This is a genomic window from Kitasatospora sp. NPDC059673 (genome assembly GCF_042734215.1).
Lineage (GTDB): Bacteria > Actinomycetota > Actinomycetes > Streptomycetales > Streptomycetaceae > Kitasatospora.
Genome location: NZ_JBHWEN010000015.1, coordinates 35,342 through 59,653 on the forward strand (window position 1 = coordinate 35,342; position 24,312 = coordinate 59,653).

At 73.5% G+C, this 24,312-nt stretch carries 20 protein-coding genes and 2 pseudogenes; 16 read left to right on the forward strand and 6 right to left on the reverse strand.

Annotation, left to right across the window (positions count from 1 at the left end; translation table 11 throughout):
- Positions 1-8: 8 nt before the first annotated feature.
- The 3 genes from ACFV18_RS18990 to modA are packed head-to-tail and all read right to left on the reverse strand — an operon-like array spanning position 9 to position 2,688.
- Positions 9-1,082 (reverse strand): ABC transporter ATP-binding protein, encoded by a 1,074-nt coding sequence (locus ACFV18_RS18990; RefSeq protein WP_380484832.1) that lies wholly within the window; start codon positions 1,080-1,082, stop codon positions 9-11.
- Complete coding sequence (locus ACFV18_RS18995) at positions 1,064-1,903, reverse strand: ABC transporter permease (protein ID WP_380484583.1); 840 nt, start codon at positions 1,901-1,903, stop codon at positions 1,064-1,066. The genes ACFV18_RS18990 and ACFV18_RS18995 overlap by 19 nt, the downstream gene beginning before the upstream one ends.
- The gene (gene modA, locus ACFV18_RS19000) at positions 1,900-2,688 is read right to left on the reverse strand and encodes a molybdate ABC transporter substrate-binding protein (RefSeq protein ID WP_380484585.1); all 789 of its coding nucleotides are present in this window, start codon (positions 2,686-2,688) and stop codon (positions 1,900-1,902) included. Before modA ends, ACFV18_RS18995 begins: the two co-directional genes overlap by 4 nt.
- Before the next feature lie 268 nt (positions 2,689-2,956).
- On the opposite strand from modA, the gene ACFV18_RS19005 reads away from it, so the two are divergent.
- A complete protein-coding gene (locus ACFV18_RS19005) occupies positions 2,957-4,327 on the forward strand; it encodes a cytochrome P450 (protein ID WP_380484587.1) in 1,371 nt (456 codons plus the stop codon).
- 63 nt (positions 4,328-4,390) lie between these two features.
- Here ACFV18_RS19005 and ACFV18_RS19010 read toward each other — a convergent pair whose 3' ends face one another.
- Positions 4,391-5,188 (reverse strand): hypothetical protein, encoded by a 798-nt coding sequence (locus tag ACFV18_RS19010; RefSeq protein ID WP_380484589.1) that lies wholly within the window; start codon positions 5,186-5,188, stop codon positions 4,391-4,393.
- A gap of 296 nt (positions 5,189-5,484) precedes the next feature.
- On the opposite strand from ACFV18_RS19010, the gene ACFV18_RS19015 reads away from it, so the two are divergent.
- The 7 genes from ACFV18_RS19015 to ACFV18_RS19045 all read left to right on the forward strand — a co-directional run bounded on the left by ACFV18_RS19015 (position 5,485) and on the right by ACFV18_RS19045 (position 12,349).
- Positions 5,485-6,282, forward strand: coding sequence for an MHYT domain-containing protein (locus tag ACFV18_RS19015; RefSeq protein ID WP_380484591.1), 798 nt, complete (start codon positions 5,485-5,487; stop codon positions 6,280-6,282).
- 65 nt (positions 6,283-6,347) lie between these two features.
- Positions 6,348-8,837: a nitrate- and nitrite sensing domain-containing protein gene (locus ACFV18_RS19020; protein ID WP_380484592.1), complete on the forward strand. Its 2,490-nt coding sequence runs from the start codon at positions 6,348-6,350 to the stop codon at positions 8,835-8,837.
- A complete protein-coding gene (locus ACFV18_RS19025) occupies positions 8,834-9,244 on the forward strand; it encodes a roadblock/LC7 domain-containing protein (RefSeq protein WP_380484594.1) in 411 nt (136 codons plus the stop codon). Before ACFV18_RS19020 ends, ACFV18_RS19025 begins: the two co-directional genes overlap by 4 nt.
- A gap of 105 nt (positions 9,245-9,349) precedes the next feature.
- Positions 9,350-9,676: a DUF742 domain-containing protein gene (locus ACFV18_RS19030; RefSeq protein WP_380484834.1), complete on the forward strand. Its 327-nt coding sequence runs from the start codon at positions 9,350-9,352 to the stop codon at positions 9,674-9,676.
- A complete protein-coding gene (locus ACFV18_RS19035; RefSeq protein WP_380484596.1) occupies positions 9,657-10,247 on the forward strand; it encodes an ATP/GTP-binding protein in 591 nt (196 codons plus the stop codon). Before ACFV18_RS19030 ends, ACFV18_RS19035 begins: the two co-directional genes overlap by 20 nt.
- Before the next feature lie 155 nt (positions 10,248-10,402).
- A complete protein-coding gene (locus tag ACFV18_RS19040; protein WP_380484598.1) occupies positions 10,403-10,834 on the forward strand; it encodes a CBS domain-containing protein in 432 nt (143 codons plus the stop codon).
- Positions 10,835-11,155: 321 nt separating this feature from the next.
- Complete coding sequence (locus tag ACFV18_RS19045) at positions 11,156-12,349, forward strand: MFS transporter (RefSeq protein WP_380484600.1); 1,194 nt, start codon at positions 11,156-11,158, stop codon at positions 12,347-12,349.
- Between the two features lie 613 nt (positions 12,350-12,962).
- On the opposite strand, the gene ACFV18_RS19050 is transcribed toward ACFV18_RS19045, so the two are convergent.
- Entirely contained in the window at positions 12,963-14,159 is a 1,197-nt protein-coding gene (locus ACFV18_RS19050; RefSeq protein ID WP_380484602.1) for a hypothetical protein, read from the reverse strand.
- Positions 14,160-14,538: 379 nt separating this feature from the next.
- Here ACFV18_RS19050 and ACFV18_RS19055 point away from each other — a divergent pair, with 379 nt between their 5' ends.
- From ACFV18_RS19055 to ACFV18_RS19080, 6 genes and pseudogenes are all read left to right on the forward strand, one after another.
- Complete coding sequence (locus ACFV18_RS19055) at positions 14,539-15,285, forward strand: phosphotransferase family protein (protein ID WP_380484603.1); 747 nt, start codon at positions 14,539-14,541, stop codon at positions 15,283-15,285.
- Between the two features lie 1,304 nt (positions 15,286-16,589).
- Positions 16,590-17,357, forward strand: a pseudogene (locus ACFV18_RS19060) (aminotransferase); the annotation flags it as partial.
- A gap of 103 nt (positions 17,358-17,460) precedes the next feature.
- Entirely contained in the window at positions 17,461-18,378 is a 918-nt protein-coding gene (locus ACFV18_RS19065) for an aminotransferase class III-fold pyridoxal phosphate-dependent enzyme (RefSeq protein WP_380484605.1), read from the forward strand.
- Positions 18,379-18,426: 48 nt separating this feature from the next.
- A pseudogene (locus tag ACFV18_RS19070) lies at positions 18,427-18,496 on the forward strand (hypothetical protein); the annotation flags it as partial.
- A 90-nt stretch (positions 18,497-18,586) separates the two neighbouring features.
- A complete protein-coding gene (locus ACFV18_RS19075; RefSeq protein ID WP_380484607.1) occupies positions 18,587-19,189 on the forward strand; it encodes a flavin monoamine oxidase family protein in 603 nt (200 codons plus the stop codon).
- A gap of 58 nt (positions 19,190-19,247) precedes the next feature.
- Positions 19,248-20,198 carry a hypothetical protein gene (locus ACFV18_RS19080; protein ID WP_380484609.1) on the forward strand — a complete coding sequence of 317 codons (951 nt, stop codon included), beginning with the start codon at positions 19,248-19,250 and terminating at the stop codon, positions 20,196-20,198.
- 122 nt (positions 20,199-20,320) lie between these two features.
- On the opposite strand, the gene ACFV18_RS19085 is transcribed toward ACFV18_RS19080, so the two are convergent.
- A complete protein-coding gene (locus ACFV18_RS19085; RefSeq protein ID WP_380484611.1) occupies positions 20,321-21,682 on the reverse strand; it encodes a cation:dicarboxylate symporter family transporter in 1,362 nt (453 codons plus the stop codon).
- A 192-nt stretch (positions 21,683-21,874) separates the two neighbouring features.
- Here ACFV18_RS19085 and ACFV18_RS19090 point away from each other — a divergent pair, with 192 nt between their 5' ends.
- Together ACFV18_RS19090 and ACFV18_RS19095 are read left to right on the forward strand one after the other, a co-directional pair.
- Positions 21,875-23,569 (forward strand): ATP-binding protein, encoded by a 1,695-nt coding sequence (locus ACFV18_RS19090; protein ID WP_380484613.1) that lies wholly within the window; start codon positions 21,875-21,877, stop codon positions 23,567-23,569.
- On the forward strand, positions 23,566-24,288 hold the full coding sequence (locus ACFV18_RS19095) for a response regulator (RefSeq protein ID WP_380484615.1): 723 nt from the start codon (positions 23,566-23,568) through the stop codon (positions 24,286-24,288). The genes ACFV18_RS19090 and ACFV18_RS19095 overlap by 4 nt, the downstream gene beginning before the upstream one ends.
- Positions 24,289-24,312: the final 24 nt, after the last annotated feature.

Consider the following 24,312-nt stretch of genomic DNA (forward strand, 5'->3'; position numbering starts at 1 on the left):
GCAGGATCTCAGGCCGGGTACGCGTGGGTCCGGGTGGCCTTGACGGCGGCCCAGACGCGGGTGCCGGGGGTGAGGTCGAGGTCGGCGGCGGCGGTGGGGGTGAGGTCGGCGGCGAGGGGGAGCGGGCCGGTGAGGTCGACGCGGAAGCGGTCGCCGTGGAGGTCGAGGCCGGCGACGGTGCAGGGGTAGAGGTTGCGGGCGCTGGTCTCGGGGCGGTGGCGGTGCAGGGTGACCGCGTCGGGCGGGAAGGCGACGAACGCGGGGCCGGTCAACTCCTCGTCGGTGGTGAGGACTTGGCCCTCGGGGAGGGTGACGTGGCGGCCGTCGGCGGTGCCCTGGTACAGGTTGAGGCCGACCAGGCGGGCGATGTAGTCGGTGCGCGGCCGGCGGGCGACCTCCGCGGGGCGGCCGGTCTGGACGACCTGGCCGGCCTCGATGACGACGAGGCGGTCGGCGAGCACCATCGCGTCCAGTGGGTCGTGCGTGACGAGGACCGCGACGGCGTCGAACTCGGCCAGGTGGCGGCGGAGTTCGGCGCGGACGTCGAGCCTGGTGCGGGCGTCGAGGGCGGCCAGCGGCTCGTCCAGCAGCAGCAGGCGGGGGCGGACGGCGAGAGCGCGGGCGAGGGCGACGCGCTGGGCCTGGCCGCCGGAGAGCTTCGCGGGGCGGCGCCCGGCGTGCTCGGCGAGGCCCATGCGTTCGAGCCAGGGCAGCGCCTCGGCACGGGCGGCGGCGCGGCGAAGTCCCTTGCAGCGCAGGCCGAAGGCGACGTTGTCGAGTGCGGACAGGTGGGGGAAGAGCAGGTAGTCCTGGAAGACCACGCCGATCGGACGCTGCTCGGCGGGAAGGAAGACGCCGGCGGCGGGGGAGTCCCACTCCGAGCCGTCGAGGGCGAGCCGGCCGGAGGTGAGCGGGAGCAGCCCGGCGAGGGCGCGCAGCGCGGTGGACTTGCCGGCGCCGTTCGGGCCGAGCAGGGCGAGGACTTCGCCGGGCTGCGCGGAGAACGCGACGTCGAGGGTGAAGGTGTCACGGGCGACGCACAGGCGGGCGTCCAGAGCGGCGGTCACGGGGTGGACATCCAGCGGTTGCGCAGTCCGGCGAGGACGGCGACGGAAACGGTGAGCAGGATCAGGCTGAGCGCGATCGCCGCCTCCGGATCCGACTCCATGGCGAGGTACACGGCCAGTGGCATGGTCTGGGTGCGGCCCGGGAAGTTGCCGGCGAAGGTGATGGTCGCGCCGAACTCGCCGAGCGCGCGCGCCCAGGCGAGCACCGCGCCCGCGCCGATGCCGGGGGCGACCAGCGGCAGGGTGACCCGGCGGAAGGCGGTGAGCCGGGACGCCCCGAGGGTGGCGGCGGCCTCCTCGTAGCGCGGGTCGGCGGCGCGCAGCGCGCCCTCCACGCTGATCACCAGGAACGGCATGGCGACGAAGGTCTCGGCGACCACCACGCCGGCGGTGGTGAACGGGAGGGTGATGCCGGTCGCCGAGTCCAGCCAGCGGCCGACGATGCCGTTGCGCCCGAGCACCAGCAGCAGCGCAACGCCGCCGACCACCGGCGGCAGCACCAGGGGCAGGGTGACCAGGGCGCGCAGCAGCCGGCGGCCGGGGAACTCGGTGCGGGCCAGCAGCCAGGCCAGCGGGACGCCGAGCAGCAGCGAGACGCCGGTGGCAGCGGTCGCGGAGATCAGCGACAGCCGCAGCGCCTGCCAGACCTCGGGACCGGTGAGCAGCGCGGGCAGCGCGCTCCACGGGGCGCGGATCAGCAGCCCGAGCAGCGGCAGGACGAGGAAGGCGAGGCCGAGCAGCGCGGGCAGCAGCAGCGCGGCGGGGGGACGAGTGGCCCCCCGGGGCCGCCGCCGGCCCCGGGGGTGTGGTGCGGTGGTGGTTCGGGGAGTGCTCACGGCACCTGGAAGCCGGCCTCGGTGAGCACCCGGCGGGCGTCCATGGAGTTCAGGTAGCCGAGGAACGCCGCTGCGCCGTTGGCGTTGGGCGCCTTGCCGAGGGCGACGACCGGGTAGTCGTTGACGGCCTGCGCGGCCTCGGGGAACTCCACGCCGTCGATCTTCGCGGCGTCCGCCTTCACGTCGGTGCGGTACACCAGCGAGGCGTCCACCTCGCCGAGTTCGACCTTGGTGAGCGCGCCCTTGACGTCCTGCTCGTAGGTGGCCGGGGTGAGTTCCACCCCGGCGGCCTTCAGCGCGGTGGCGGCGGCCTCGCCGCACGGCACCTCCTTGGCGCACAGCGCGGTCTTCGCGCCGCCGAGGTCCTTCAGACCGGCGATGTGCTTCGGGTTGCCCTTGGCGACGGCGATCTCCAGCGTGTTGCGCACGAACACCCTCGGGTCCTCGCCGGTCAGCTTGGCGTCCGTGACGGTCTTCATGGTGGCGGGGCTGGCCGCGGCGAACACGTCCGCGGGCGCGCCGGAGACGATGCTCCGGGCGAGAGCCGAGGAGCCGCCGAAGTTGAAGCTCACCTTGGTGCCCGGGTAGGCGGCCTCGAAGCGCTTGCCGAGCTCGGTGAAGGACTCCTTGAGCGAGGCCGCCGCGAACACCGTCACCGTGCCCCCGACCTTGGGGGCGTTCTGCGCCGAGTTGTTCGACGGGGAGTTGTTGGCGGTGCACGCGGTCAGCGCCGCCGCGAGGGCGAGCACGGCGGTGGCGGCGAGGAGACTTCGGGCGCTGCGCATGAGTGGATTCCCCTGCTGGTGAGGCGGTGGCGGCGACGGTCGGGGGCCGATCAGCCGATCATAGTGCCGCAACTGCGGGGCTCAACAGGCGGACCCCCTCGCACCAGCGAGCACAAGCCGAACTCAAGGGCCGCATGTGCCACACCTCATGCGCCATGTCCGGCCAGTGATCACGACTCTCGCCATGTTCCGCCGCCCGGGAGATACTGACGAAGTGTCAGCGAACCCCTGCCGTCCGGGGTTCGCCCGCCGACGGAGGGGGAAATCCATGACCGCGACCACCCGCGTGCCCGGCCCGGCCGGACTGCCGCTGATCGGCTCGTTGCTCGACCTCAAGCGCAACCCGCTCGCCACCTACGTCGCCGCCCAGCGCGACCACGGCGACGTGGTGCGCATCCAGGCCGGCCCGCCCGGGCTGCGCGGCGAGTTCTACCTGGTCACCTCGCCCGAGGGCGCCCAGCAGGTGCTGGCCACCGAAGCGGCCAACTTCCGCAAGGACAACGTCTTCTACGGCGAGATCCGGGCCAGCTTCGGCAACGGCCTGCTCACCTCCCAGGACGAGGACTACCTGCGCCAGCGCCGCCTGGTCCAGCCGCTGTTCACCCGCCGCCGGGTCGATCGGTACGCGGACGCCATCGGCATCGAGGCCGAATCGCTGGTGCGGCGCTGGGCCGCCGCCCCCGGCGCGACGGTGGACGCCGCCGACGAGATGTCCCGGTTCGCGCTGCGCACGGTGGCCCGCATCCTGTTCGGCCAGGACGTCGAGCAGGCCGTGGAGACCGTCCACCACGCCTTCCCGATCCTCGGCGCGTTCGTCCGCGACCGCGGCTTCGCCCCCGTCCGGCTGCCCCGCGAATGGCCACTGCCCGGCCACCGCAGGGCACTTGAGGCCGAACGTGCGCTGTACGCGGTGTGCGACGGGATCATCGCCCGGCGCGCCGCGGAGGGCGACACCGAGGAGCGGGACGGGGAGGACCTGCTCGGCCTGCTCGCCAAGGCCCGCGACGAGGACGGCAACCAGCTCGACGCCACCGAACTGCGCGAACAGGTGCTGATCTTCCTGCTGGCCGGACACGAGACCACCGCCACCTCGCTGACCTTCGCCCTGCACCTGCTCGGCAAGCACCCCCAGCAGCAGCGCCTCGCCCATCAGGAGGCCGCCGAGCTGCTCGCCGACGGGCGCCGCCCCACCGCTGCCGACTACACCCAACTCCCGTACATGACACGGGCGTTGAAGGAGGCGATGCGCCTCTACCCGGCCGCGCCCTCGGTCGGCCGGCGGGCCGTCAAGTCCGCCGTGGTCGGCGGCGTCGAGATCCCGGCCGGCGCGGACGTGCTGATCGCCCCGTACGTGACGCACCGCCACCCCGGCCACTGGGAGGACCCCGAGCGCTTCGACCCCGACCGGTTCACCCCCGAGCGTGAGGCCGCCCGTCACCGCTACGCCTGGTACCCGTTCGGCGGCGGCCCGCGGGCCTGCATCGGCCAGCACTTCTCGATGCTGGAGTCGGTGCTCGCGCTGGCCGTGCTGCTGCGGGAGTTCGAGATCACCGCCGTGGACACCGAGGTTCCGCTCGGCCAGGGCATCACCCTGGAGGCGCGCGGCCCGGTGCGGCTGAAGCTGACGCCGCGCGGCTGACCGACGCGGGACCGCCCGCCCCCGGCAAGACGCGGGGGCGGGCGGTCCGAAGGCCGGGTGGGGTCAGACGGAGTTGTGCAGCGCCACCAGGCAGAGGGTGACGGGGTGGGCGCCGCTGTCCCGGACGAGCCGGTTGTCGCTCTCGGGGTAGGCGTCGCAGGCGTCATCAGCGGTCGAGGTGGATCGGCCGACCACCTTGGAGTCCGCGTTCGCGGCACGGCAGTCGACCACGACGATGAAGGCGCGGGTGGAACTGCCGGCCTGGTGCAGGCAGTCGCCGACCTTCACGTTCGCCGGGTCGGCGGCGCTGGAGGTGGGGGCCGGGTAGGGGCTGACGTTCACCCGGGTCGGGGCGGGGCCGGAGCCCGTGTCGCGCCAGGAGTGGCCGCCGTTCCAGACCAGCGCGGAGACCAGCAGCACCGGCAGCAGCAGGCCGAGGATCTCCACCCGCTGCCACAGCGGACGGCCCACCGGCATCGGGGTGCGCGGCGCGCCCGGCAGCGGCGCGGGCAGCCGGCGGACCGCGGACCAGGCCCCCAGGTTGCTCAGCATGGTGATCGGGTTGATCAGCAGCGAGCCGATGCCCCACCAGCCCTGCCACAGGCTCTTCGAGGTCATCCGACGCACCGTCGCCAGTCCGCAGTCGCGGCAGAACGGGCCCCGCAGCTTGAGGAAGCGCATGAGCACCACGAAGCCCTGGTGGCCACGGACCGTGGTCTCCACGGCCGGGACCGAGCCACAGAAGCAGCAGAACGGGCCGTGGAGCTGCGCCAGCGGGGCGGAAGCGGTCTCGGCACCCGGAGCGGCGAACGCGGGAGCGGCGAACGCGTCGGTCGGCGGGGGCGGGACGGGATTGGACACGTAGATCCTCGAATTGATGTTCCAACTGGAAAGTACGCGGAGAGTAGCGGGTCGGGCCGACAGCCCGCACCTCGGAAAGGTTTCGGCGCCGCCGGACCGTGCTGCGGGCATAGGCCGCGGGCCCATTCGAGCACATCGCACCCACGGCGCGTGGTGCTTTTCAGATCTTCTGGTGACCATCTATCAACTCTGGGTAGCGTCCAGCGTCCCCGGATCAACAAGAGCCCTGGCACCCAGGAGCCCCGGACCAACAAGAGCGCGGGCGAGCGCCGCCGGGCACTCGCGGGAGGCAACCCATGGGATCGATGGACCACTTCAGTGTCGGCTGGCTCACCCCAGTCCTCTCCTACGCGATGGCCTGCGTCGGCGCGGCCCTCGGCCTGCGCTGCACCCTGCGCGCGCTGTCCGCCACCGGCACCTCCCGCCGCAACTGGCTGCTCACCGCCGCTGCCGCGATCGGCTCCGGCATCTGGACCATGCACTTCGTCGCCATGTTCGGCTTCGCCGTGGACGGCACCGAACTGCGCTACGACGTACCGCTGACGGTGCTCAGCCTGCTGGTCGCGATCGCCGTGGTCGGCCTCGGCGTGTTCCTCGTCGGCCACGGCCGCCACCGCGGCCGCAGCCTGCTGCTCGGCGGCCTCACCACCGGCCTCGGCGTCGCCGCCATGCACTACCTCGGCATGGCCGCCGTCCGCATCCACGGCGAACTGCGCTACCAGTTCGGCACCGTGGCGCTCTCCGTGCTGATCGCCGTCGCCGCCGCCACCGCCGCGCTCTGGGCCGCCGTCACCATCCGCAACATGTACGCCGCCGCCGCTGCCTCGATGGTCATGGGCATCGCCGTCAGCTGCATGCACTACACCGGCATGGCCGCCGTGCACGTCCACATGGAACCCGCGCGCACCGGCCTCGGCGGCGCCACCCCGATGCAGTTCGTCTTCCCGCTGGCCGTCGGACTCGGCTCGTTCCTGTTCCTCACCGCTGCCTTCGTCGCACTCTCCCCGACCGCCCAGGAACGCGCCGCCTACCGCGAGGCCGGCGAACTCGCCGTCGAGGAACTCGGCGCCGACGAACTCGGCCGCGCCGCCTGATCGGCCGCCAGCGCCACCCCTCAGCCCAACGCGACGTCCCCGGACCCCGAAAGGCCGCCCCATCCATGCGCCCACCCCGAGGCACCTCCCGCAGCGGACCACCCGCCCCCGGCGCCCCCCGCCGGCCCGCCCGCAACCGTTCCGGTGCGCCCCGGCGCGGCGCCCACGCCGGACCGCCCGCCGACGAAACGCCGCTGCCCGCCGCCCCGTTCACTCGCCCCGGCCTGCGCCCGCGCACCGTCCGGGCCAGGATCGTCGCCGTCCTGATGCTCCCCGTGGTCGCGCTGATGGCCCTGTGGTCGTTCGCCACCGTCAGCACCGCGGGCGACGTCTGGGACCTGCTGCGGATCAAGAACATCGAGACCACCCTGCGCGCCCCCCTCGACCGCACCGTCACCGCCCTGCAGGCCGAACGCGCCGCCGCCGGCCAACTCCTTGCCACCCCGGGCCCCGACGCCGTCCGTGACAGCGAACTGCGGGCCGCCGCCCAGAACACCGACAACGCCGCCGCCCCGCTCACCCTCGCCCCCGGCTACAACCGCGCCGACGCCGAAGGGCTCGGCAGCGAAACCGCCGACCGCCTCGACACCCTGGCCCGCGCCGTCGCCGCCCTCCCCGCGCTGCGCCGGCAAATCCTCGGCCACGGCGCCCGCTGGGACGACACGTACAGCACCTACACCACCGCCGTGGACAACGCCCTCGCGGTGGCCGGCTCGCTCACCGCCCTGCAGGACCACCGGGTCGCCGCCGACGCCCGCGCGCTGCTCGAATTCGCCCGCTCCCGCGAACAACTCGCCCGCGAGGACGCCCTGTTGCGCGCCGCCACCCGGGCCGGGCGACTCGAGGACACCCAGTACCGCACGGTGCTGCAGGCCGCCTACGCCCGCGCCCAGTTCGAGCAGGCCGCCGCGCCCGACCTGCGCCCCGCCGACCGGGCCGCCCTGGCCACCGTCACCAACGGCACCGACTACCAGGAACTGCGCCGCTACGAGGAAGCCGTCACCGCCGCCGGCGATCCGCGCGCCGCGCTCGCCGCCGTCCCCGCCGAGCGCTGGAGCACCGTCGCCGCCACCACCGCGCACGAACTCGCCGCCGTCGAACAGCAGGCCGGGGAGACCGCCGCCGGACGCTCCGACCCCTACGCCCTCGGCCTGTTCACCACCTCCGGCGCCACCGTGCTGCTCGGCCTGCTCGCCGTCCTCGCCTCACTGCTGATCTCCGTCCAGATCGGCCGCGGCCTGGTCGCCGAACTGCACGCCCTGCGCAACTCCGCCCTCGAACTCGCCGGACGCAAACTCCCCGCCACCATGCGGAGGCTGAGGTCCGGCGACGAGGTCGACGTGGACACCGAGGCGCCGCTGCGGGAACACGGCGGCGACGAGATCGGCCAGGTCCACCAGGCCCTCGACACCGTCCAGCGGGCCGCCGTCACCGCCGCCGTCGAACGCGCCGAAGTGCTCTCCGGCGTCTCCGGCGTCTTCGTGAACCTCGCCCGCCGCAGCCAGGTCCTGGTGCACCGCCAACTCACCCTGCTGGACGCCATGGAGCGCCGCACCGAGGACCCCGCCGAACTCGACGACCTGTTCCGGCTCGACCACCTCACCACCCGGATGCGCCGCCACGCCGAAGGCCTGATCATCCTCTCCGGCGCCACCCCCGGCCGCGCCTGGCGCAAACCCGTCCCGCTCACCGACGTGGTCCGCGCCGCCGTCGCCGAAGTCGAGGAGTACGCCCGGATCGACGTCCACCGCCTCCCGCACGCCGCCGTCACCGGCCCCGCCGTCGCCGACCTCACCCACCTGCTCGCCGAACTCGTCGAGAACGCCACCGGATTCTCGCCCCCGCACACCAAAATCCACATCCGCGGCGAACAGGTCGGCACCGGCTACGTGGTGGAGATCGAGGACCGCGGCCTCGGCATGGGCCCCGAAGCCCTCGCCGACGCCAACCGGCGGATCGCCGCCAGCGACCAGGTCGACCTGTTCGACAGCGACCGGCTCGGCCTGTTCGTGGTCAGCCGGCTCGCCAAGCGGCACGGCGTCAAGGTCGCGCTCCGGCCGTCCGCGTACGGCGGCACCACCGCCGTTGTGCTGCTGCCGACCGAGCTGCTCGACCTGCGCGCCGCCGAAGCGGACCACCTCGCGCCCGACGGATTCGCCGAAGTGGCGTATCCCGCACGGCCGTTGATCCCGCCGTCGGTGCCCGTGCCCGTGCCCGGGCGGGCCGCCGCCACCGCGCTCGCCGAACCGCCCACGCCCGCGCCGTCGTTGCCGCCCGCGCCGTCGTTGCCGCCCGCGCCACAGCTGCCGTCCGCGCCGTCGCCGGCGCTGTCCGCCGACGGGGACGACCAACTCCCGCGCCGGGTACGGCAGGCCAGCCTCGCACCCCAACTGCGCGAGGCCCCCGAAGCGGCCCGGCCCGGGCTGCGCCCCGCCGCGCCCGCCGAACGTGACCCCGAGCAGGCCCGCACCGCGATGGCCGCGTTCCAGCGCGGCTGGGCCCGCGGCAGCGCCCCCGACCCCCGTCCCTTTGAGCGAGGAGACCGTTCCCGATGATCGGCACCGCCCACCACACCGGCGAACTCAACTGGCTGCTCGACGAGTTGGTCACCCGAACCGCCCAGGTCAAGTTCGCCGTGATGCTCTCCGCCGACGGCCTGTCGATGGGCAACTCCACCGGCCTGGCCCGCGAGGACACCGAGCACCTCGCCGCCGTCGCCTCCGGCTTCCACAGCCTCGCCAAGGGCGCCGGCCGACACTTCGACGCCGGTCAAGTCCGGCAGACCATGGTCGAGTTGGAACGCGGCTACCTGCTCGTCGCCGCCGCCGGCCAGTCCTCCTGCCTCGCCGTCTTCGCCGGCCCGGACGCCGATCTCGGCCTGGTCGCCTACGAGATGGCCCGCCTGGTGCGCCGGGTCGGCGAACACCTGCACGCCGCCCCACGTGAACTCCGGGAAGGGTGAACCGAGTTGGCCTACCCCCCGCGCCACTACCTGCCCGGCTCCCGGTTCGGCTACCCGCCGCCGCCCGACCGCCCCGTCCAGTGGTACGACGAGGCCGCCGGTCCGATGGTCCGCCCCTACGCGCTCACCAAAGGCCGCACCCGCCCCGGCCAGCCCTTCGACCTGATCGCCCTGGTCGTCACCGACGTCCCCGACCCGGCCGCCTTGCCGATCGGACCCGAACAGACCGCCATCCTCCACCTGTGCCGGGGCAACGCGCTGTCCGTCGCCGAGATCGCCGCCGACCTCGACCTGCCGCTCGGCGTGGTCAGGGTCCTGCTCGGCGACCTCCTCGACGCCGAACACATCCGGGTCAGCCGCCCCGTCCCCCCGGCCCTGCTCCCGCACGAGCACATCCTTCAGGAGGTCATCCATGGACTTCGCGCGCTCTGACACCGACCTCGCCCTGAAGATCCTGGTCGCGGGCGGTTTCGGTGTGGGCAAGACCACCCTGGTCGGCGCCGTCAGCGAGATCAAACCGCTGCGCACCGAAGAACAGCTGACCGCCGCCGGCACCCACATCGACGACCTCGGCGGCGTCGAGGGCAAGACCACCACCACCGTCGCCATGGACTTCGGCCGGATCACCATCCGCGAGGGCCTGTCCGTCTACCTCTTCGGCACCCCCGGCCAGGACCGCTTCTGGTTCCTCTGGGACGAACTCGCCCAGGGTGCGCTCGGCGCCGTGGTCCTCGCCGACACCCGCCGCCTCACCGACTGCTTCCCCGCCGTCGACTTCTTCGAGCACCGGGGCATCCCGTTCGTGGTCGCCGTCAACCACTTCGACGGCACCCGCGCCTTCCACCCCGAGGAGGTCGCGCGGGCGCTCGATCTCGATTCCGGCACCCCGGTGGTGCTGTGCGACGCGCGCGAGCGGGGATCCGGAAAGACGGTGCTGATCAACCTCGTTGAGCACGCCGGGAAGGTGCACGCGGCCAGAGTGCTGGCGCAGACCGGTAGTTGAGACCCCGGTCGGCCGGGTGGGTGTCGCACCGGGGCCGGTTCGATTCGCGGGGACCTCGCCGCGGGGCCACCCTGGACGAGGGGCACAACGCCGTAGCGCGGGCCGCGACTTCCGCGGACGTGCACCGAATAACCGGCTGTAACCAGGAGGACGGCATGACCAAGGCCAAGGACATCATGCATCCGGGTGCTCACTGGATCACCAAGAGCGACAATCTCCTGCACGCCGCCCAGCTGATGCGCCAGCTGAACGTGGGTGCGCTGCCCGTGGGCGACGAGACGAACAGCGAACGGCTGTGCGGGATCATCACCGACCGTGACATCGTGGTGAAATGCGTCTCGCAGGGCCTCAACCCGGCCGACTGCAAGGCGTCCGAGATCATCGAGGGCACCCCGCGCTGGATCGACGCGGACGCGGGAATCGACGAGGTCCTGCGCGAGATGGAGAGCCACCGCATCCGCCGGCTCCCCGTGATCGACAACAAGCGGATGGTCGGCATGATCAGCGAGGCGGACCTGGCCAGGCACCTTCCGGAGAACCAACTCGCCGAGTTCGCCGAGCGCATCTACGCGGCGAGCGCGGGGTAGCGGCTGCGGCGACCCATGCGGCGGCGGGGCGCCGGTGACACGGCGCTCGCCGCCGCTGGGTGGTTCCTCGGACTTCGGGGGCGGGCCGGGTGCTCCCGCCCCCGTGGACTGCCTGAGCGTGAGGTAATTCGTGGACGGCGGCCGGGGCCTGTGGGCTAGCATGACCGCCATGTTCCTCATCCGTGACTAGGACCCCGCGCGGCGACCGCCCACCACGATCGGTGGCGCGGTGCCTTCGGCGTCCCTGTTCACCGGCGTGCTTCTGCGGTGCGCCAGGCTCTTTCGAGGAACTTCACGATGTCTTCGTCCTATGGGGCTGTTTTGCGCACCCCCGGCGCGGCCCGGCTGTTCGGCGCGGCCCTGATCGGCCGGCTCTCCTACGGCACCGTTTCGCTGTCCCTGCTGCTCGCCGTCGCCGCCACCACCGGCTCGTACGCGCGGGCCGGTTGGGTGATGGCGGTGTTCTCCACCGTCAGCGTCCTGCTGTTCCCGGCCCGGGCGGGAATGGTCGACCGGTACGGGCCGCGTCGTGTGCTGCCGCCGATGGCCGCCGGGTACGCGCTCACCCTGCTCGGACTGGCCGCCGCGACGTGGCAGTCCGGCACCCCGTACCCCGTCCTGCTGGTACTGGCCGCGGCGGCGGGCGTGTTCGCGCCGCCGCTCGGGCCGGTCACCCGCGCGCAGTGGAGCCGGTTGGTGACCGACCCCGAACTGCGGCGCCGGGCCTACAGTTTGGACACCGTCGCGGAGGAACTCCTGTACGTCACCGGCCCGTTGCTGGCCGGTGTGCTCGCGACGGCAGCACGCCCGGCCGTCGGCGTGCTGCTCAGCGCGGCGCTCGTCCTCGGCGGGACGCTCGCGCTGGCGGTGTCCGTCCCGCGTGAGACGGCGGCCGCCGGTGATGCCAACTCGACGGCTGTGGAGGGGAGTTCGCACACCCGTGGCCTGCTGTCCCGGGCCCGCCAGCCGCTGGCGGCCGCCGCCGGGGCCGGGGCGGGGCTCGGGGCGTTCGGCCTGCTGGCCGTGGTCTTCGCCGGCCGGCACGGGCGGGACGCGGACGTCGCGTGGGTGGAGGCCGCGCTCGCTGCGGGAAGCGCGGTCGGCGGTCTCGCCCTGGGCGCCGTCAACTGGCGTGCGACGTCCGGGAACCGACTGACCATCCTGACCGCCGTCCTCGGCACCGCGCTCGCCCTCGCCGCGCTCGCCCCCTCCGTCCCCGTCCTGGCGGTCATTGCCGCGATCGCCGGACTGGCCGTCGCCCCCACCCTCACCACCGCCTACCTGCTCACCGACGAGATCGCCCCGCCCGAGCAGCGCACCCGGGCCGGCGCCTGGGTCAACACCGCATTCAACGCGGGCGGTTCGGCGTCCACCGCACTGGTCGGCCTGCTCACCGAGCGGCTCCCGCTGTCCGTCTGCCTGCTGCTCGCAGCCGCGCCCGTGCTGGCCGCACTGGTCGCGGCCCCGTCCTGGCGGGTGTTCGGCAGCGGGCGCACGGTGCCGGTGGAGGGTTGACCGTCCGGCAGTGCCCGAGGGGGCAGTACCGGAGGGGGCGGTACCGGAGGCGGCAGGGGCGGAGTTCGGCACAGCCGGTCCCGGCCGTGAGGCGTTCGCCGGTCTCGTGGCTCTCGCCCGGCCTCTGCTGCCTGACCAGCAGGGCCGTCTCCCCGGGTTCGCACCCTCGGAGACGGCCCTTGCGGTGGGTCCGGCCGGTCGAGCAACTGCGATCGGGCCGCAGGATGGTCCGGCCCGGCACGGGTTTCGGGGAAGTGACAAGTAGCAGGCGGGGCCGGGGACTTCGCCACGGCTTGGCGGGCGGCGAAGTCGGCGGGGGCCTTCTCGGCAGCTTCGGGGTGCGCCTCGCGTTCGGCGTGCTCGGCCAGTGCCCGGTGGATGCTGGCCACCGAGGGGTTGCGCCGCTTGCGCTTGCCGGTGGGGATGATCAGGGCGGGCTGGACCTGCTCGACGGACTCGCCGTTCGCGCGGCGCCGCAGCACAGTGTGCAGCATGTCGTCGGTGATGACCGGCGGTCGGCCGCCGTGATTGCCCTTGCGAGAGGTGGTGTCGAGCCCTTCCAGTGTGGACTCGCGGATGTTCTTCCGCTCGGCGCCCTGCGGGGAAAGGCAGTTCAGCCGGCGCGCGGAGTCCACTCCGGTGGCGTCCACAACCGGGCCTTGGCGCTGCCGACCTGGATCAGCGTTCCGGTGTGTCGATCCTGACGCGTCGGGCGGAATCCGTCGATCGTGAACACCTGCTGTCCGCTGGTGATGTCGACGGCCTGCAGGCCGGTCTCGTCGGCGATCAGCAGGTGCTCTCCGTCGGTGAAGAAGCCGAAATCGCCGACCGGCCAGGGGAACGTCGCGGCCGCCTTGATCCATCGGACGTCCGGCGAGCGCGGTTCGATCGAGGTGGGGTCGAGGACGTGGACGGTACCGCGGCCGGCGTCGTCCCGGTCATACACCGCGATCCGCCCGTTGTTGATCCACACCATCGGCCAGTTCCACTCCGAGACCTCGGGATACACCGCGTAGCTGGGCCCGTCCTCGCACTCATACGGGTTGTCGTGCAGCCAGGCGGTCAGGCTCCACACCGCCGGCATCCCCCAGGGCTGCCACACCCAGCCGCCGTCGTAGACACGAGTCCCGTCAGGACTCAGCGACAGCGCGCCGTGGAAGTAATCGTGGTCGTACTCCGCATCTTCCTCATCCCTGTCCGGGCTGTCCCGTGCCGTAAGCACCTCGCCGGACGCGAGATCGGTGACATCCAACCGGTTCCAGTCAGTGCGATGGACGACAACCGACCGGCCACCGTGTTCGGCGAACGCCAACGCGAACGGGACGGTTTCACAGCCGTAATCCCCGCCGTCCAACGCCAACGCCGGCGCACCGGTGGTGAGATCGACGACGGTGCCGTACCGGCCGCGGTCCTGAACCACCGCCGCCCAACGGCCACATCGAGACACATGAAGCCGCAGTCGAACGCCGCCACCGTATGCGGACGCCGGCCTCTCCTCCCGACACCGGGCCACGTCCTGCACCTCGCCGGTCGCCGGCGTCCACCGCGCCAGCCGTCCATCCTCGGACAGCACCAGCCACGCCGACCCCGCGTCACCGAGGGCCGCCGGCAGCGCCGCCACATCCACGACCGGCCGCAGCGCGTCAGGAACTGCCACGTCCACCGTGATCGTCGCCATACTGATCCCCTCCGTGCGCCCGTGCGACCCCCCGCGGCAACGTGAACAGCAGTGATACGGCACCGTATTGGCAAAGTCGGTGAGCGCCGCGATGCCGGTCACGGCGGTGACGTCGGCACGGATCTGGTCCATGTCGGGCTCATTCTCGCGCAGGTCCGCCTCGGTGCCGTCCAGCGGGAAGCCCCTTCCGGTCCTCAAGAGTCCGCCCTGGCGTCCTTTCTCGGCAAGGGCCGCACGTGCCGCAGGAAGGCGTCAGCCGTTCTCATCTGCGACCTGCCGCAACGATCACGACAGCCGCGGACATGCGGGGAGGAACCCCAGGTCACCCGGTGCGATTCATCGTCACACCACACTCGCTGACGCCCGGGAGAACGACAGAAGTGCACGCCGCTCAGGTGAACGTCCGTCCTCCCAGGCAAAGGCCCTTTGGCGCCGCACTGGCGGGAGGCCGAGGCATCGCACCTGACAAACCCGGCGACGCCGGCGGTCGTCGCCGGGATACTGGGCGCCCATGGATGAGGTCGAAGTCGTCGTCGCCCATTCCGAGCGGGCGACTCTGCGCGTCGGTGAGGTGTTCCTGAAGGTGGACGCCGATCAGGCGCGCATCGACGCCGAGGTCGAGGCGATGTCTCTCGCGCCCGTCCCGACCCCGGAGATCCTGTGGCGCAGGCCGCCCGTGCTCGCGCTGGCTGCTCTTCCGGGGAGGACGCTCGGGCGTCTCGGCGGGCCGTCCACCGGGTCGCGGGCGGCGTGGGCCGCGGCGGGTGCCGCCATCCGGACGCTGCACGACGCGCCGCTGCCGCCGAGACCGGGGCGGGCCGGGCGGAGCGTCGTCGCGCTGGCGGCGGAACTCGACGCCGAGTGCGAGTCGCTTGTGACGAACGGCGTTCTGCCCGCCGACCTGGTCACCCGCAACCGCCGGGTCGCCGAGGCCGCGCTCCGGCCGTGGACTCCGGCGTTCACGCACGGCGACCTGCAGATCGCGCACGTCTTCGTCGAGGGCGAGGAGGTCACGGGCATCATCGACTGGTCCGAGGCGGGCCGGGGCGATGCCCTGTACGACCTCGCGACCTTCACGCTCGGACACGAGGAACACCTCGACGACGTCCTCGCCGGCTACGGCACCGACGTCAATCGCGAAGTGATCCACGCGTGGTGGTCGTTGCGGAGCCTGCTGGTGGTCCGCTGGCTGATCGAGCACGGCTTCGACCCCTTCGCGCCGGGCTGCGAGGTCGACGTACTGAGATCCCGGATGTGAGACCGTGCCGTACCGCCTCCACGCTCGATCCGTGTGCCGAAACGCTCGATTCGATCGTCCCGGCCCGCACTTCCCGTACCGCGCGCATCACCCCGGCCGAGGCCGAACTTCTCGCCGCCACGCAGCTCGGCACAGCCGGGTGTGCCGAGCCACTGGGCAGCCAGCAGGACGCCAACTTCCTTCTGCGCGACCCGCGCGACCCGCGCGACCCGCGCGACCCGCGCGACCCGCGCGACCCGCGCGACCCGCGCGACCCGCGCGACCCGCGCGACCCGCGCGACCCGCGCAACCCGCATGACCCGCGCGACCCGCACGGAGCCGTCCTCGGCGTTCTGAAGATCGCCAACCCGGCCTTCGGCACCGTCGAGGTCGAGGCCCAGGACGCCGCCGCCGACCTGATAGCCGAGGCGCACCCCGAGCTGCGCGTGGCCACCGTGCTGCGCCACCCCGACGGCGCCCCGCGCCGCGCCGTGGTGGACGCCGCGGGCGGGACGGTCACGGCCCGGGTGCTGCGGCATCTGCCGGGCGGGGCGATGTCCGGCCCGCGGCACCTGTCGGCGGCGACCGTCGCGGCGATGGGTGCGATCGCCGGGAACGTCAGCACCACGCTGCGGGACTTCCGGCACCCCGGCCTCGACCGCGTTCTGCAGTGGGACCTGCGGCATGCCGACCGGGTGGTGGACCGGCTCGCCGGGCACATCGCGGAGCCGGAGCGGCGGGCCGCCGTGCTGGCGGCGACTGCCGAGGCGTGGTCGCGCGTCGAGGCGGTGGCCGCCGAACTGCCGGTGCAGGCCGTGCACCTGGACCTCACCGACGACAACCTGATCCGCCGCCCCGACAGCCGCCTGCCGATGCCCGACGGGATCATCGACTTCGGTGACCTGACCACGAGTTGGGCGGTCGGCGAACTCGCCGTCCAGCTCTCCTCGATGCTCCACCACGACGGCGTCGAACCCCACCAGGTGCTGCCCGCCGTCCGGGCCTTCCACGCGGTCCGGCCGCTGTCCGCCGCCGAGGCCGGGGCGCTGTGGCCGCTGGTGGTGCTGCGCACGGCCGTTCTGGTGGTGAGTGGGCGGCAGCAGGCGGCCGTTGACGCGGACAACGCCTACGCCACGGCCGCGCTCGACCGGGAGTGGCGGATGTTCGAGCAGGCCACCAGCCTGCCGCCGGCCGTGATGACCAACCTGGTGCAGGACGCGACGGGCTTCGCCCACCGGCCGGTCCCGGTGGCCCCGCCGACGCACCAACTGCTGGGCGGAATCGACGACTTCACCGTCCTCGACCTGTCCACCGACGCCGACGCGATGGACGGCGGCGCCTGGCTCGAAGCCGGGGCCGGGGACCGGGCGGCAGCCGCCGCGCTGACCCGGGGTGCGGCGGCCGTCCGCACTCCGTGGGGCGGCGCACGGCTCTCCCGGACGCCCGCGCTGTCCGCCGCCTCCCCGGCCACCGTGTCCACCGGCGTGGACCTGTGGCTCGGCCGGACCGCCGTCGCGCAGGCGCCCGAGGCCGGTCGGGTGCTGGAAGCCGGGCCGGGCAGGCTCGAACTCGCCTACGGGCAGCGGGTGTTGGCGCTGTCCTTCGCCGCAGGCGTCCATCCGCTGGTGACCGCGGGTGCGGAGGTCGGCGCGGGTGAGGAGCTCGTCCAGCTGCCGGCCCGCGCCGCCGTCCACCTCGCGCTGTCCGAGGCGGAAGGACCGGCCGTTCCGCCGCTGGTGCGCCCCGAGTACGCTGCGGGCTGGTTGCCGCTCACCGCCGACCCCGCCCCGCTGCTGGGCCTGGCCCCCGAGCCGACAGCCGAGCGGAGCGACCTGTTGGAGCGGCGCGGCGAGGTGTTCGCGACGGTGCAGGAGCACTACTACGCCGCGCCGCCCCGGATCGAACGCGGCTGGCGCCACCACCTGCTGTCCACCGACGGCCGCTCGTACCTCGACATCGTCAACAACGTCACCCCGCTGGGCCATGCGCACCCCCGGGTCGAGCAGGCGGTGGCCCGGCAGTTGCGGCGGCTGAACACCAACTCGCGGTTCCACTACGCCTCGGTGGTGGAGTTCACCGAGCGTCTCGCCGCTCTGCTGCCCGCGCCGCTGGACACGGTGTTCCTGGTCAACTCCGGCTCCGAAGCGGTCGATCTGGGGCCTGCGACTGGCCATCGGCGCCACCGGGCAGCCGGATGTGGTCGCTCTCCGCGAGGCCTACCACGGCTGGACGTACGCCTCCGACGCGGTGTCCACCTCCCTCCAGGACAACCCGAACGCCCTTGCCACCCGGCCGAGTTGGGTCCACACGGTGGACTCGCCGAACCCCTACCGGGGCCGTCACCGAGGGGCCGACGCGGCCCGCTACGCCCCCGGGGCGGCGGCGGTGATCGACGGCCTGGCTGCTGCCGGGCGCCCGGCCGGGGCGTTCGTCAGCGAGACCTTCTACGGCAACGCCGGGGGAGTGGCGCTGCCGGACGGCTACCTCGCCGAGGTGTACGCGGCGGTCCGCCGGCACGGCGGCCTGGCCGTCGCCGACGAGGTGCAGGCCGGGTACGGCCGGCTCGGGCACTGGTTCTGGGGGTTCGAGCAGCAGCAGGTCGTTCCCGACATCGTCTGCGTCGCCAAGGCGATGGGCAACGGGCACCCGCTCGGCGCGGTCGTCACCAGCCGGGCGATCGCCGAACGGTACCGCGAGCAGGGCTACTTCTTCTCCTCCACCGGTGGCAGCCCGGTCTCCAGCGTCGTCGGACTGACCGTCCTGGACGCGCTGCGCGACGAGGGCCTCCAGGGCAACGCCGTCCGCGTCGGAGGCCACCTGAAGCGCCGGCTCCAGGCGCTGGCCGACCGTCACGGGATCGTCGGCGCGGTGCACGGCTCGGGCCTCTACCTCGGTCTCGAACTGGTCCGCGACCGTGGCACCTTGGAGCCCGCCACCGAGGAGACCGCCGAGCTCTGCGAGCGCATGCTCGACCTCGGCGTCGTCGTCCAACCCACCGGCGACCACCTCAACATCCTGAAGATCAAGCCTCCGTTGTGCCTGGACACCGCCGCCGCGGACTTCTTCGCCGACGCCCTGGACCTGGCCCTCACCCAACTCGGCCACGCGGGCTGACCCCCACCCTCAACCCCCGCCCTCCCCGAACTCCCTGGAACGGTACAGATGTTGGACACGATCGTCGTCGGCGCGGGAATCGCCGGCCTCACCGCCGCCCGGCTGCTGCACGCCGCAGGACAGCGGGTGGTCGTGCTCGAAGCCCGGGACGATCGCGTTCACGCCCGCCCTGCCGGACGCCGTCGCCGGACCGATCGCCCGGCTCGGCATGGGCGCGTTCAACAAGGTCTTCCTCCGCTTCCCGGAGCGGTTCTGGCCGGAGGGCGTGCACGCGATCCGGCAGCACGGCCGGGCCGGCGTCCCCTGGCACTCCTGGTACGACGTCTCCGCGGTGAGCGGCGAGCCGATGCTGCTGACCTTCGCCGGCGGCGACTGGGCCCGGGAGATCGAGCAGCGGACCGACGAGGAGATCGTCGCCTCGGTGCTCGACGCCCTGCGCGGGATCCACGGCGACGGCGTCCCCGACCCCGTCGGGCACTGGATCACCCGCTGGGCCTCCGACCCGCTCGCCCTCGGCTCGTACTCCTACGTGGCCGTCGGCTCCCGCCACGAGGACCACGACGCGATGGCCGAACCCGTCGACGGTGTCCTCCACTTCGCCGGAGAGGCCACCTACGGCCACGAACCGGCCACCGTCCACGGCGCCCTGCTCTCGGGCCACCGCGCCGCCGAACGCATCCTCGGCACCGAGCTCCCGCTGACCGGCCTCACCCGCGCCCTCCGTCCCGTTCCACCTGGCGACCCGGCGGCCGTCGCTGCCCGCCGCGAAGGACGATCGGCCCGCCCGACCACCGAGCCGGGCCCGGCGTGACGCTCCGTCACCGTCGCGTCGGCGGGCCGGGCTCCGGGAGCGGTCGTACATTGAGCGGATGATTGTCGACAACGGGACGGGGCCGGTGCGGCCGGCGCGGTACGGGTGGGGGCCGTCCGGGCAGTGGCTGGCCGCGCGGGGGTGCTGGGGGGAGCTGCTGGAACGGTTCCGGCTGGCCAGGGCGCTCGGCGATGCGCTGGCGGGGCCGCTCGGGCACCTGGTGGCGTACGGTGCGCCCGCCACGGTCGCGGCGCGGCTGTTCGACCCCGACGGCGGGCCCGGTGCGGCGGCGACGGAGGGCGACCACGATGCCGGGCCGCTGTGGGAGGTGCTCGCCACCCGCCACCCCTGGCCGGTGCTGGCCGCGCTGCCGCTGCCGCCCGCGATCCGCCGCCTGGCCGCGCACACCCGCGCCCTGCTCGGGGACGAGACGCCCGGCGGGGACACGGGAGTGCCGTACCGGCTGCGCCCGTGGGAGGACAGCGGGTGGGAGCGGGACACCCGGGTCCGCGAGTACCTGCCCGGCGGCGGCGCCCGGCGCGCCCTGCACCTGGCGCCGCCCACCCGGGAAGGTCTCGGCGTCCTCGAACTCCCGTCCCCCGGCGCCCGGTTGACCGGGCTCCCGGCAACCGCTCTGCTCGCCGGACTGTCCGACTGGACCACCGCCGTGTGCGTGCGCGGCCGCGCCACCGACGCCGCCGCGCAACTCGCCGCCGGGCCGGACGTCACCGGCGGGCCGCTGCCGTTCGCCGCGCTGTACCCGGCGCTGGTCCATCTCGGGTCCGCCCACCCCGACCGAGGGGCGGCCCAAGGGCGGCTCGCCGTATGGGAGTTGCTCACCGCCATGAGCGGCGCGGGCGTGGCCGGCATCGACGCGCTGGTGGCCCGCCTGCACTGCCTGGCCTGGACCGAACCGGGCGACGACCTCCGCCATCTGCACCTCGCCCTGGAAGACCCCGCCACCGGCCTCGCCTGGGCCCTCTCCGGCACCACCCCCGACCCGGCCTGACCTGCCGCCCGGCCTGACCTGCCGCCCGGCCCGTGGTCGGGCCCGCAGACGGCGACGCCCCCGCCGAGTCCGGGCGAACCCGGAACCCCGGCGGGGGCGAACGGTGCGAAAGGCGTCGGCCGTCAGACGGCCGGCTCCGCCAACGGGGCCTGCGCCTGGGCGGGCAGGTGGGCGGTCTCGGGCGCGCCCGCGTTCTCCTCGTAGGGGAGCGCGCCGGTCAGGACGGCGTTCATCCGCTCACGGTCGAGTTCGCCGGTCCAGTGTCCGATCAGGACGGTCGCGGCGGCGTTGCCCGCGAAGTTGGTGAGGGCGCGGGCCTCGGACATGAAGCGGTCGATGCCGACGATCAGGCCGACGCCGTCGACCAGCGCGGGCTTGTGGGACTGGAGACCACCGGCCAGGGTGGCCAGGCCGGCGCCGGTGACGCCCGCCGCGCCCTTGGAGGCGATCACCATGAACACCAGCAGGGAGAGCTGCTCGCCGATCGACATCGGCTTGTCCATCGCCTCGGAGATGAAGATCGAGGCCATGGTGAGGTAGATCGCGGTGCCGTCGAGGTTGAAGCTGTAGCCGGTCGGCACGGTGATGCCGACGACCGGGCGGCTCACTCCGAGGTGCTCCATCTTGGAGATCAGCCGGGGCAGCGCGCTCTCGGAGGAGGAGGTGGACAGGATGAGCAGGAACTCCCGGCCCAGGTAGCGCAGCAGGCTGAAGATGTTCACCCCGGCGGCCAGCCGGAGCAGCAGGCCGAGGACGACGACCACGAACAGCACGCAGGTCACGTAGAAGCCGATCATGATCACGGCGAGGCTCTTCAGCGCGGCCGTGCCGGTCGCGCCGACCACCGCGGCCATCGCGCCGAACGCGCCGATCGGCGCGACCCACATGATCATCGACATCACCCGGAACACCAGCTTCTGCAGGTGCTCGACGCCGCGCAGGATCGGCGCGCCCGCCGGGCCCATGCCCTGCAGCGCGAAGCCGACCAGCAGCGCCACCAGCAGGGTCTGCAGGACCTGGCCCTGGGTCAGCGAGGACACCAGGGTGGTGGGGATGATCCCGAGCAGGAAGTCGGTGCTGGACGAGGCGCCCGCCGCGGCCTGCGCGTGACCGGACTTCGCCAGCGCCGACGTCAGGTGCAGCCCGCTGCCCGGCTCCAGCAGGTTGCCCACCAGCAGACCGATGCCGAGCGCCACCGTCGAGGTCAGCAGGAAGTAGCCGAGCGCCAGGCCGCCGACCCGGCCGACCTTCGCCGCCTTGGTGACCGAGCCCACACCCAGCACGATGGTGCAGAAGATGACCGGGGAGATCATCATCTTGATCAGGTTGACGAAGCCGGTGCCGACCGGCTTCAGCTCCACCGCGAACTTCGGCGCGACCAGACCCACCACGATCGCCGCGATCACGGCCGCGATCACCGCCAGGTACAGGTAGTGGGTCCGGTCCGCTCTTCTGGTCTGCTTCCCGTTCGTGGTGGGGGTCATCCGCTCGGCTCCTTCGCCGTAGGCTCGTTCTCGTCGCGCCACCGGGGGGAGCGGACGCGACCGGCCCGTTGGGTGGCGGGCCGCGCACGACTATTCGCTCCGCCGTGAGGGACGTCACGATTGCGGTCATAGAGTTCATGGGTAACCCCCACAAGCGTCGCGACAAGCCCGTGACCGGGCACACTGGTCGGCATGCGCCCGAACAGCCCGCCCGCCCCCGCGGCCCGCGCCGCCCGCCCCCGCCGGCTCCGCAGCCTGGCCGGACGGCTGTTCGCGATCCAGGTGGTCATCGTCGGGGCCGTGGTCGCCGGCGGTGCCGTGCTCGCCTACCTGTTCACCGCCGCCCGGGCCGAGGACACCGCCCGCCACGAGGCCACCGCCGTCGCCCAGTCCGTCGCCGACGCCCCCGCCGTCCGCGCGGCCGCCCTCGGGCCCGACCCCAGCGCCGTCCTCCAGCCGTTCGCCGAGCAGGTCCGCGCCGACACCGACGTGGACTTCGTCACCGTCATGGACCCGCAGGGTATCCGCTGGACCCACCCCGACCCGGCGCAGATCGGCCGCCCCTTCCTCGGCCACATCGACCAGGCCCAGCAGGGCCGCCTCCAGCAGGAGACCTACACCGGCACCCTCGGCCCGTCCGTCCGCGTGGTCGCCCCCGTCCAGGACGACCAGCACCATGTGGTCGCCCTGGTCAGCGCGGGCATCACCGTCGACAACATCTCCGCCCGGCTGCGCACCCCCCTGCTCGCCCTCACCGGCATCGCGGCCGGCGCCCTCGCCCTCGGCGCCACCGCCAGCTACCTGGTCGCCGCCCGGCTGCGCCGCCACACCCACGGCATGGACGCCGAGGAACTCGCCCACCTGTACGACTACCACCAGGCGACGCTGCACTCGGTGCGCGAAGGACTGGTGCTGCTCGACCGCGACCACCGCGTGCTGCTGTGCAACGACGCCGCCCGCGAACTGCTCCAACTCGACGAGGATGCGGGCGAACTGACGTTGCGTCAGCTCGGTCTGCCGACTTCACTGACGCAGGCACTGGAGTCCGCCGAACCGGTGCGCGACGAGGTGCACCTGACCGCCGAACGCGTACTGCTGGTCAACACCTCGCCGATCGGGCCCGGAATCGGCAGCGTGATCACCCTCCGAGACCACACCGAACTCCAGGGCCTCACCGGCGAGTTGGACACCGTCAAGGGCATCGCCGCAGCGCTCGACGCGCAGGCCCACGAAGCCGCGAACCGGCTGCACGCCGTGGTCTCGCTGATCGAACTCGGCCGCCACCGCGAGGCCGTGGAGTTCGCCACCGCCGAACTCGCCCTCGCCCAACGGCTCACCGACCAGGTGGTCGGCGCGGTCGGCGAACCCGTGCTCGCCGCCCTGCTGCTCGGCAAGGCCGCGCAGGCCGCCGAACGCGGCGTCGAACTCCACCTCACCGAGGACAGCCGGATCGACGACGGCGTCCTGCCCGACCGGCTCACCCCGCGCGACCTGGTCACCCTGCTCGGCAACCTGATCGACAACGCCGTGGACGCCGCCATCGAGAACGCCGCCCACGCCGCCCCCGAGGTACGCGTCACCGCCCGCACCGACGACGGCCACCTGCTGCTCCGGGTCGCCGACACCGGCGCCGGTGTGGACCCCGCCGCCGCCGACGAGGTGTTCCGGCGCGGCTGGACCACCAAGCAGCACGGCCGCGGCCTCGGCCTCGCCCTGGTCGCCCAGACCGCCCGCCGCAACGGCGGCGACGTCCGGCTCGGCGAGGCGACCACACACGACGGCGAGGACGTCCACCCCGGCCACCAGGACGTCCGGCCCGGCGAGCCGTGCGGCGGCGCCGTGCTCACCGTCCGGATCCCGCTCCAGCGCCCGGCGGTGAACGCGTGACCGGCCGCCCCGGGCAGCGGCCGATCCGCGTACTGGTGGTCGAGGACGACCCGGTCGCCGCCGACGCGCACGCCCGCTACGTCGCCCGCACCCCCGGCTTCACCGTCACCGCCACCGCACACTCCCGCGCCGAAGCCGTCCGCGCCCTCGACCGCGCCCGGGAGGTCGGCAGCCCCGTCGATCTGATCCTGCTCGACCTCTACCTCCCCGACGGCCACGGCCTGCACCTGTGCGCCACGCTGCGCGCCGCCGGTCACAGCGCCGACATCATCGCCGTCACCTCCGCCCGCGACCTCGCCACCGTCCGGCAGGCCGTCACCGCCGGCGTCGTCCAGTACCTGTTGAAACCGTTCGGCGCCGCCGCCCTCGGCGACCGCCTCGGCCAGTACGCCCGGTACCGGGCCAGCCTCGGCCGCGAGGGCGAGGCCCTCGGGCAGGAGGAGGTCGACCGGGCGCTCGCCCTGCTGCGCGGCACCGACCGCACCAGCCTCCCCAAGGGGCTGACCGCCACCACCCTGGACACCGTCGCGGCCGCGCTGCGCACCGCCCCCGAGGGCCTGTCCGCCGGCGCCGCCGCCGAGGCCACCGGCGTCTCCCGGATCACCGCCCGCCGCTACCTCGAACACCTGGTCACCACCGGCCACGCCACCCGCGAACCGCGCTACGGCCAGGTCGGCCGCCCCGAGCTCGGCTATCGCTGGAAGAGCGAACAGCCGTAGGGGTCAGGCGAGTCCAGGTCAGGC

Bases quoted from the DNA above. Each gene is read 5' to 3' on its own strand.
- modA (WP_380484585.1), bottom strand. From the start codon at position 2,688: ATGCGCAGCGCCCGAAGTCTCCTCGCCGCCACCGCCGTGCTCGCCCTC.
- ACFV18_RS19005 (WP_380484587.1), top strand. From the start codon at position 2,957: ATGACCGCGACCACCCGCGTGCCCGGCCCGGCCGGACTGCCGCTGATC.
- ACFV18_RS19015 (WP_380484591.1), top strand. From the start codon at position 5,485: ATGGGATCGATGGACCACTTCAGTGTCGGCTGGCTCACCCCAGTCCTC.
- ACFV18_RS19020 (WP_380484592.1), top strand. From the start codon at position 6,348: ATGCGCCCACCCCGAGGCACCTCCCGCAGCGGACCACCCGCCCCCGGC.
- ACFV18_RS19025 (WP_380484594.1), top strand. From the start codon at position 8,834: ATGATCGGCACCGCCCACCACACCGGCGAACTCAACTGGCTGCTCGAC.
- ACFV18_RS19030 (WP_380484834.1), top strand. From the start codon at position 9,350: ATGGTCCGCCCCTACGCGCTCACCAAAGGCCGCACCCGCCCCGGCCAG.
- ACFV18_RS19035 (WP_380484596.1), top strand. From the start codon at position 9,657: ATGGACTTCGCGCGCTCTGACACCGACCTCGCCCTGAAGATCCTGGTC.
- ACFV18_RS19040 (WP_380484598.1), top strand. From the start codon at position 10,403: ATGACCAAGGCCAAGGACATCATGCATCCGGGTGCTCACTGGATCACC.
- ACFV18_RS19050 (WP_380484602.1), bottom strand. From the start codon at position 14,159: ATGGACCAGATCCGTGCCGACGTCACCGCCGTGACCGGCATCGCGGCG.
- ACFV18_RS19055 (WP_380484603.1), top strand. From the start codon at position 14,539: ATGGATGAGGTCGAAGTCGTCGTCGCCCATTCCGAGCGGGCGACTCTG.
- ACFV18_RS19075 (WP_380484607.1), top strand. From the start codon at position 18,587: ATGGGCGCGTTCAACAAGGTCTTCCTCCGCTTCCCGGAGCGGTTCTGG.
- ACFV18_RS19080 (WP_380484609.1), top strand. From the start codon at position 19,248: ATGATTGTCGACAACGGGACGGGGCCGGTGCGGCCGGCGCGGTACGGG.
- ACFV18_RS19085 (WP_380484611.1), bottom strand. From the start codon at position 21,682: ATGACCCCCACCACGAACGGGAAGCAGACCAGAAGAGCGGACCGGACC.
- ACFV18_RS19090 (WP_380484613.1), top strand. From the start codon at position 21,875: ATGCGCCCGAACAGCCCGCCCGCCCCCGCGGCCCGCGCCGCCCGCCCC.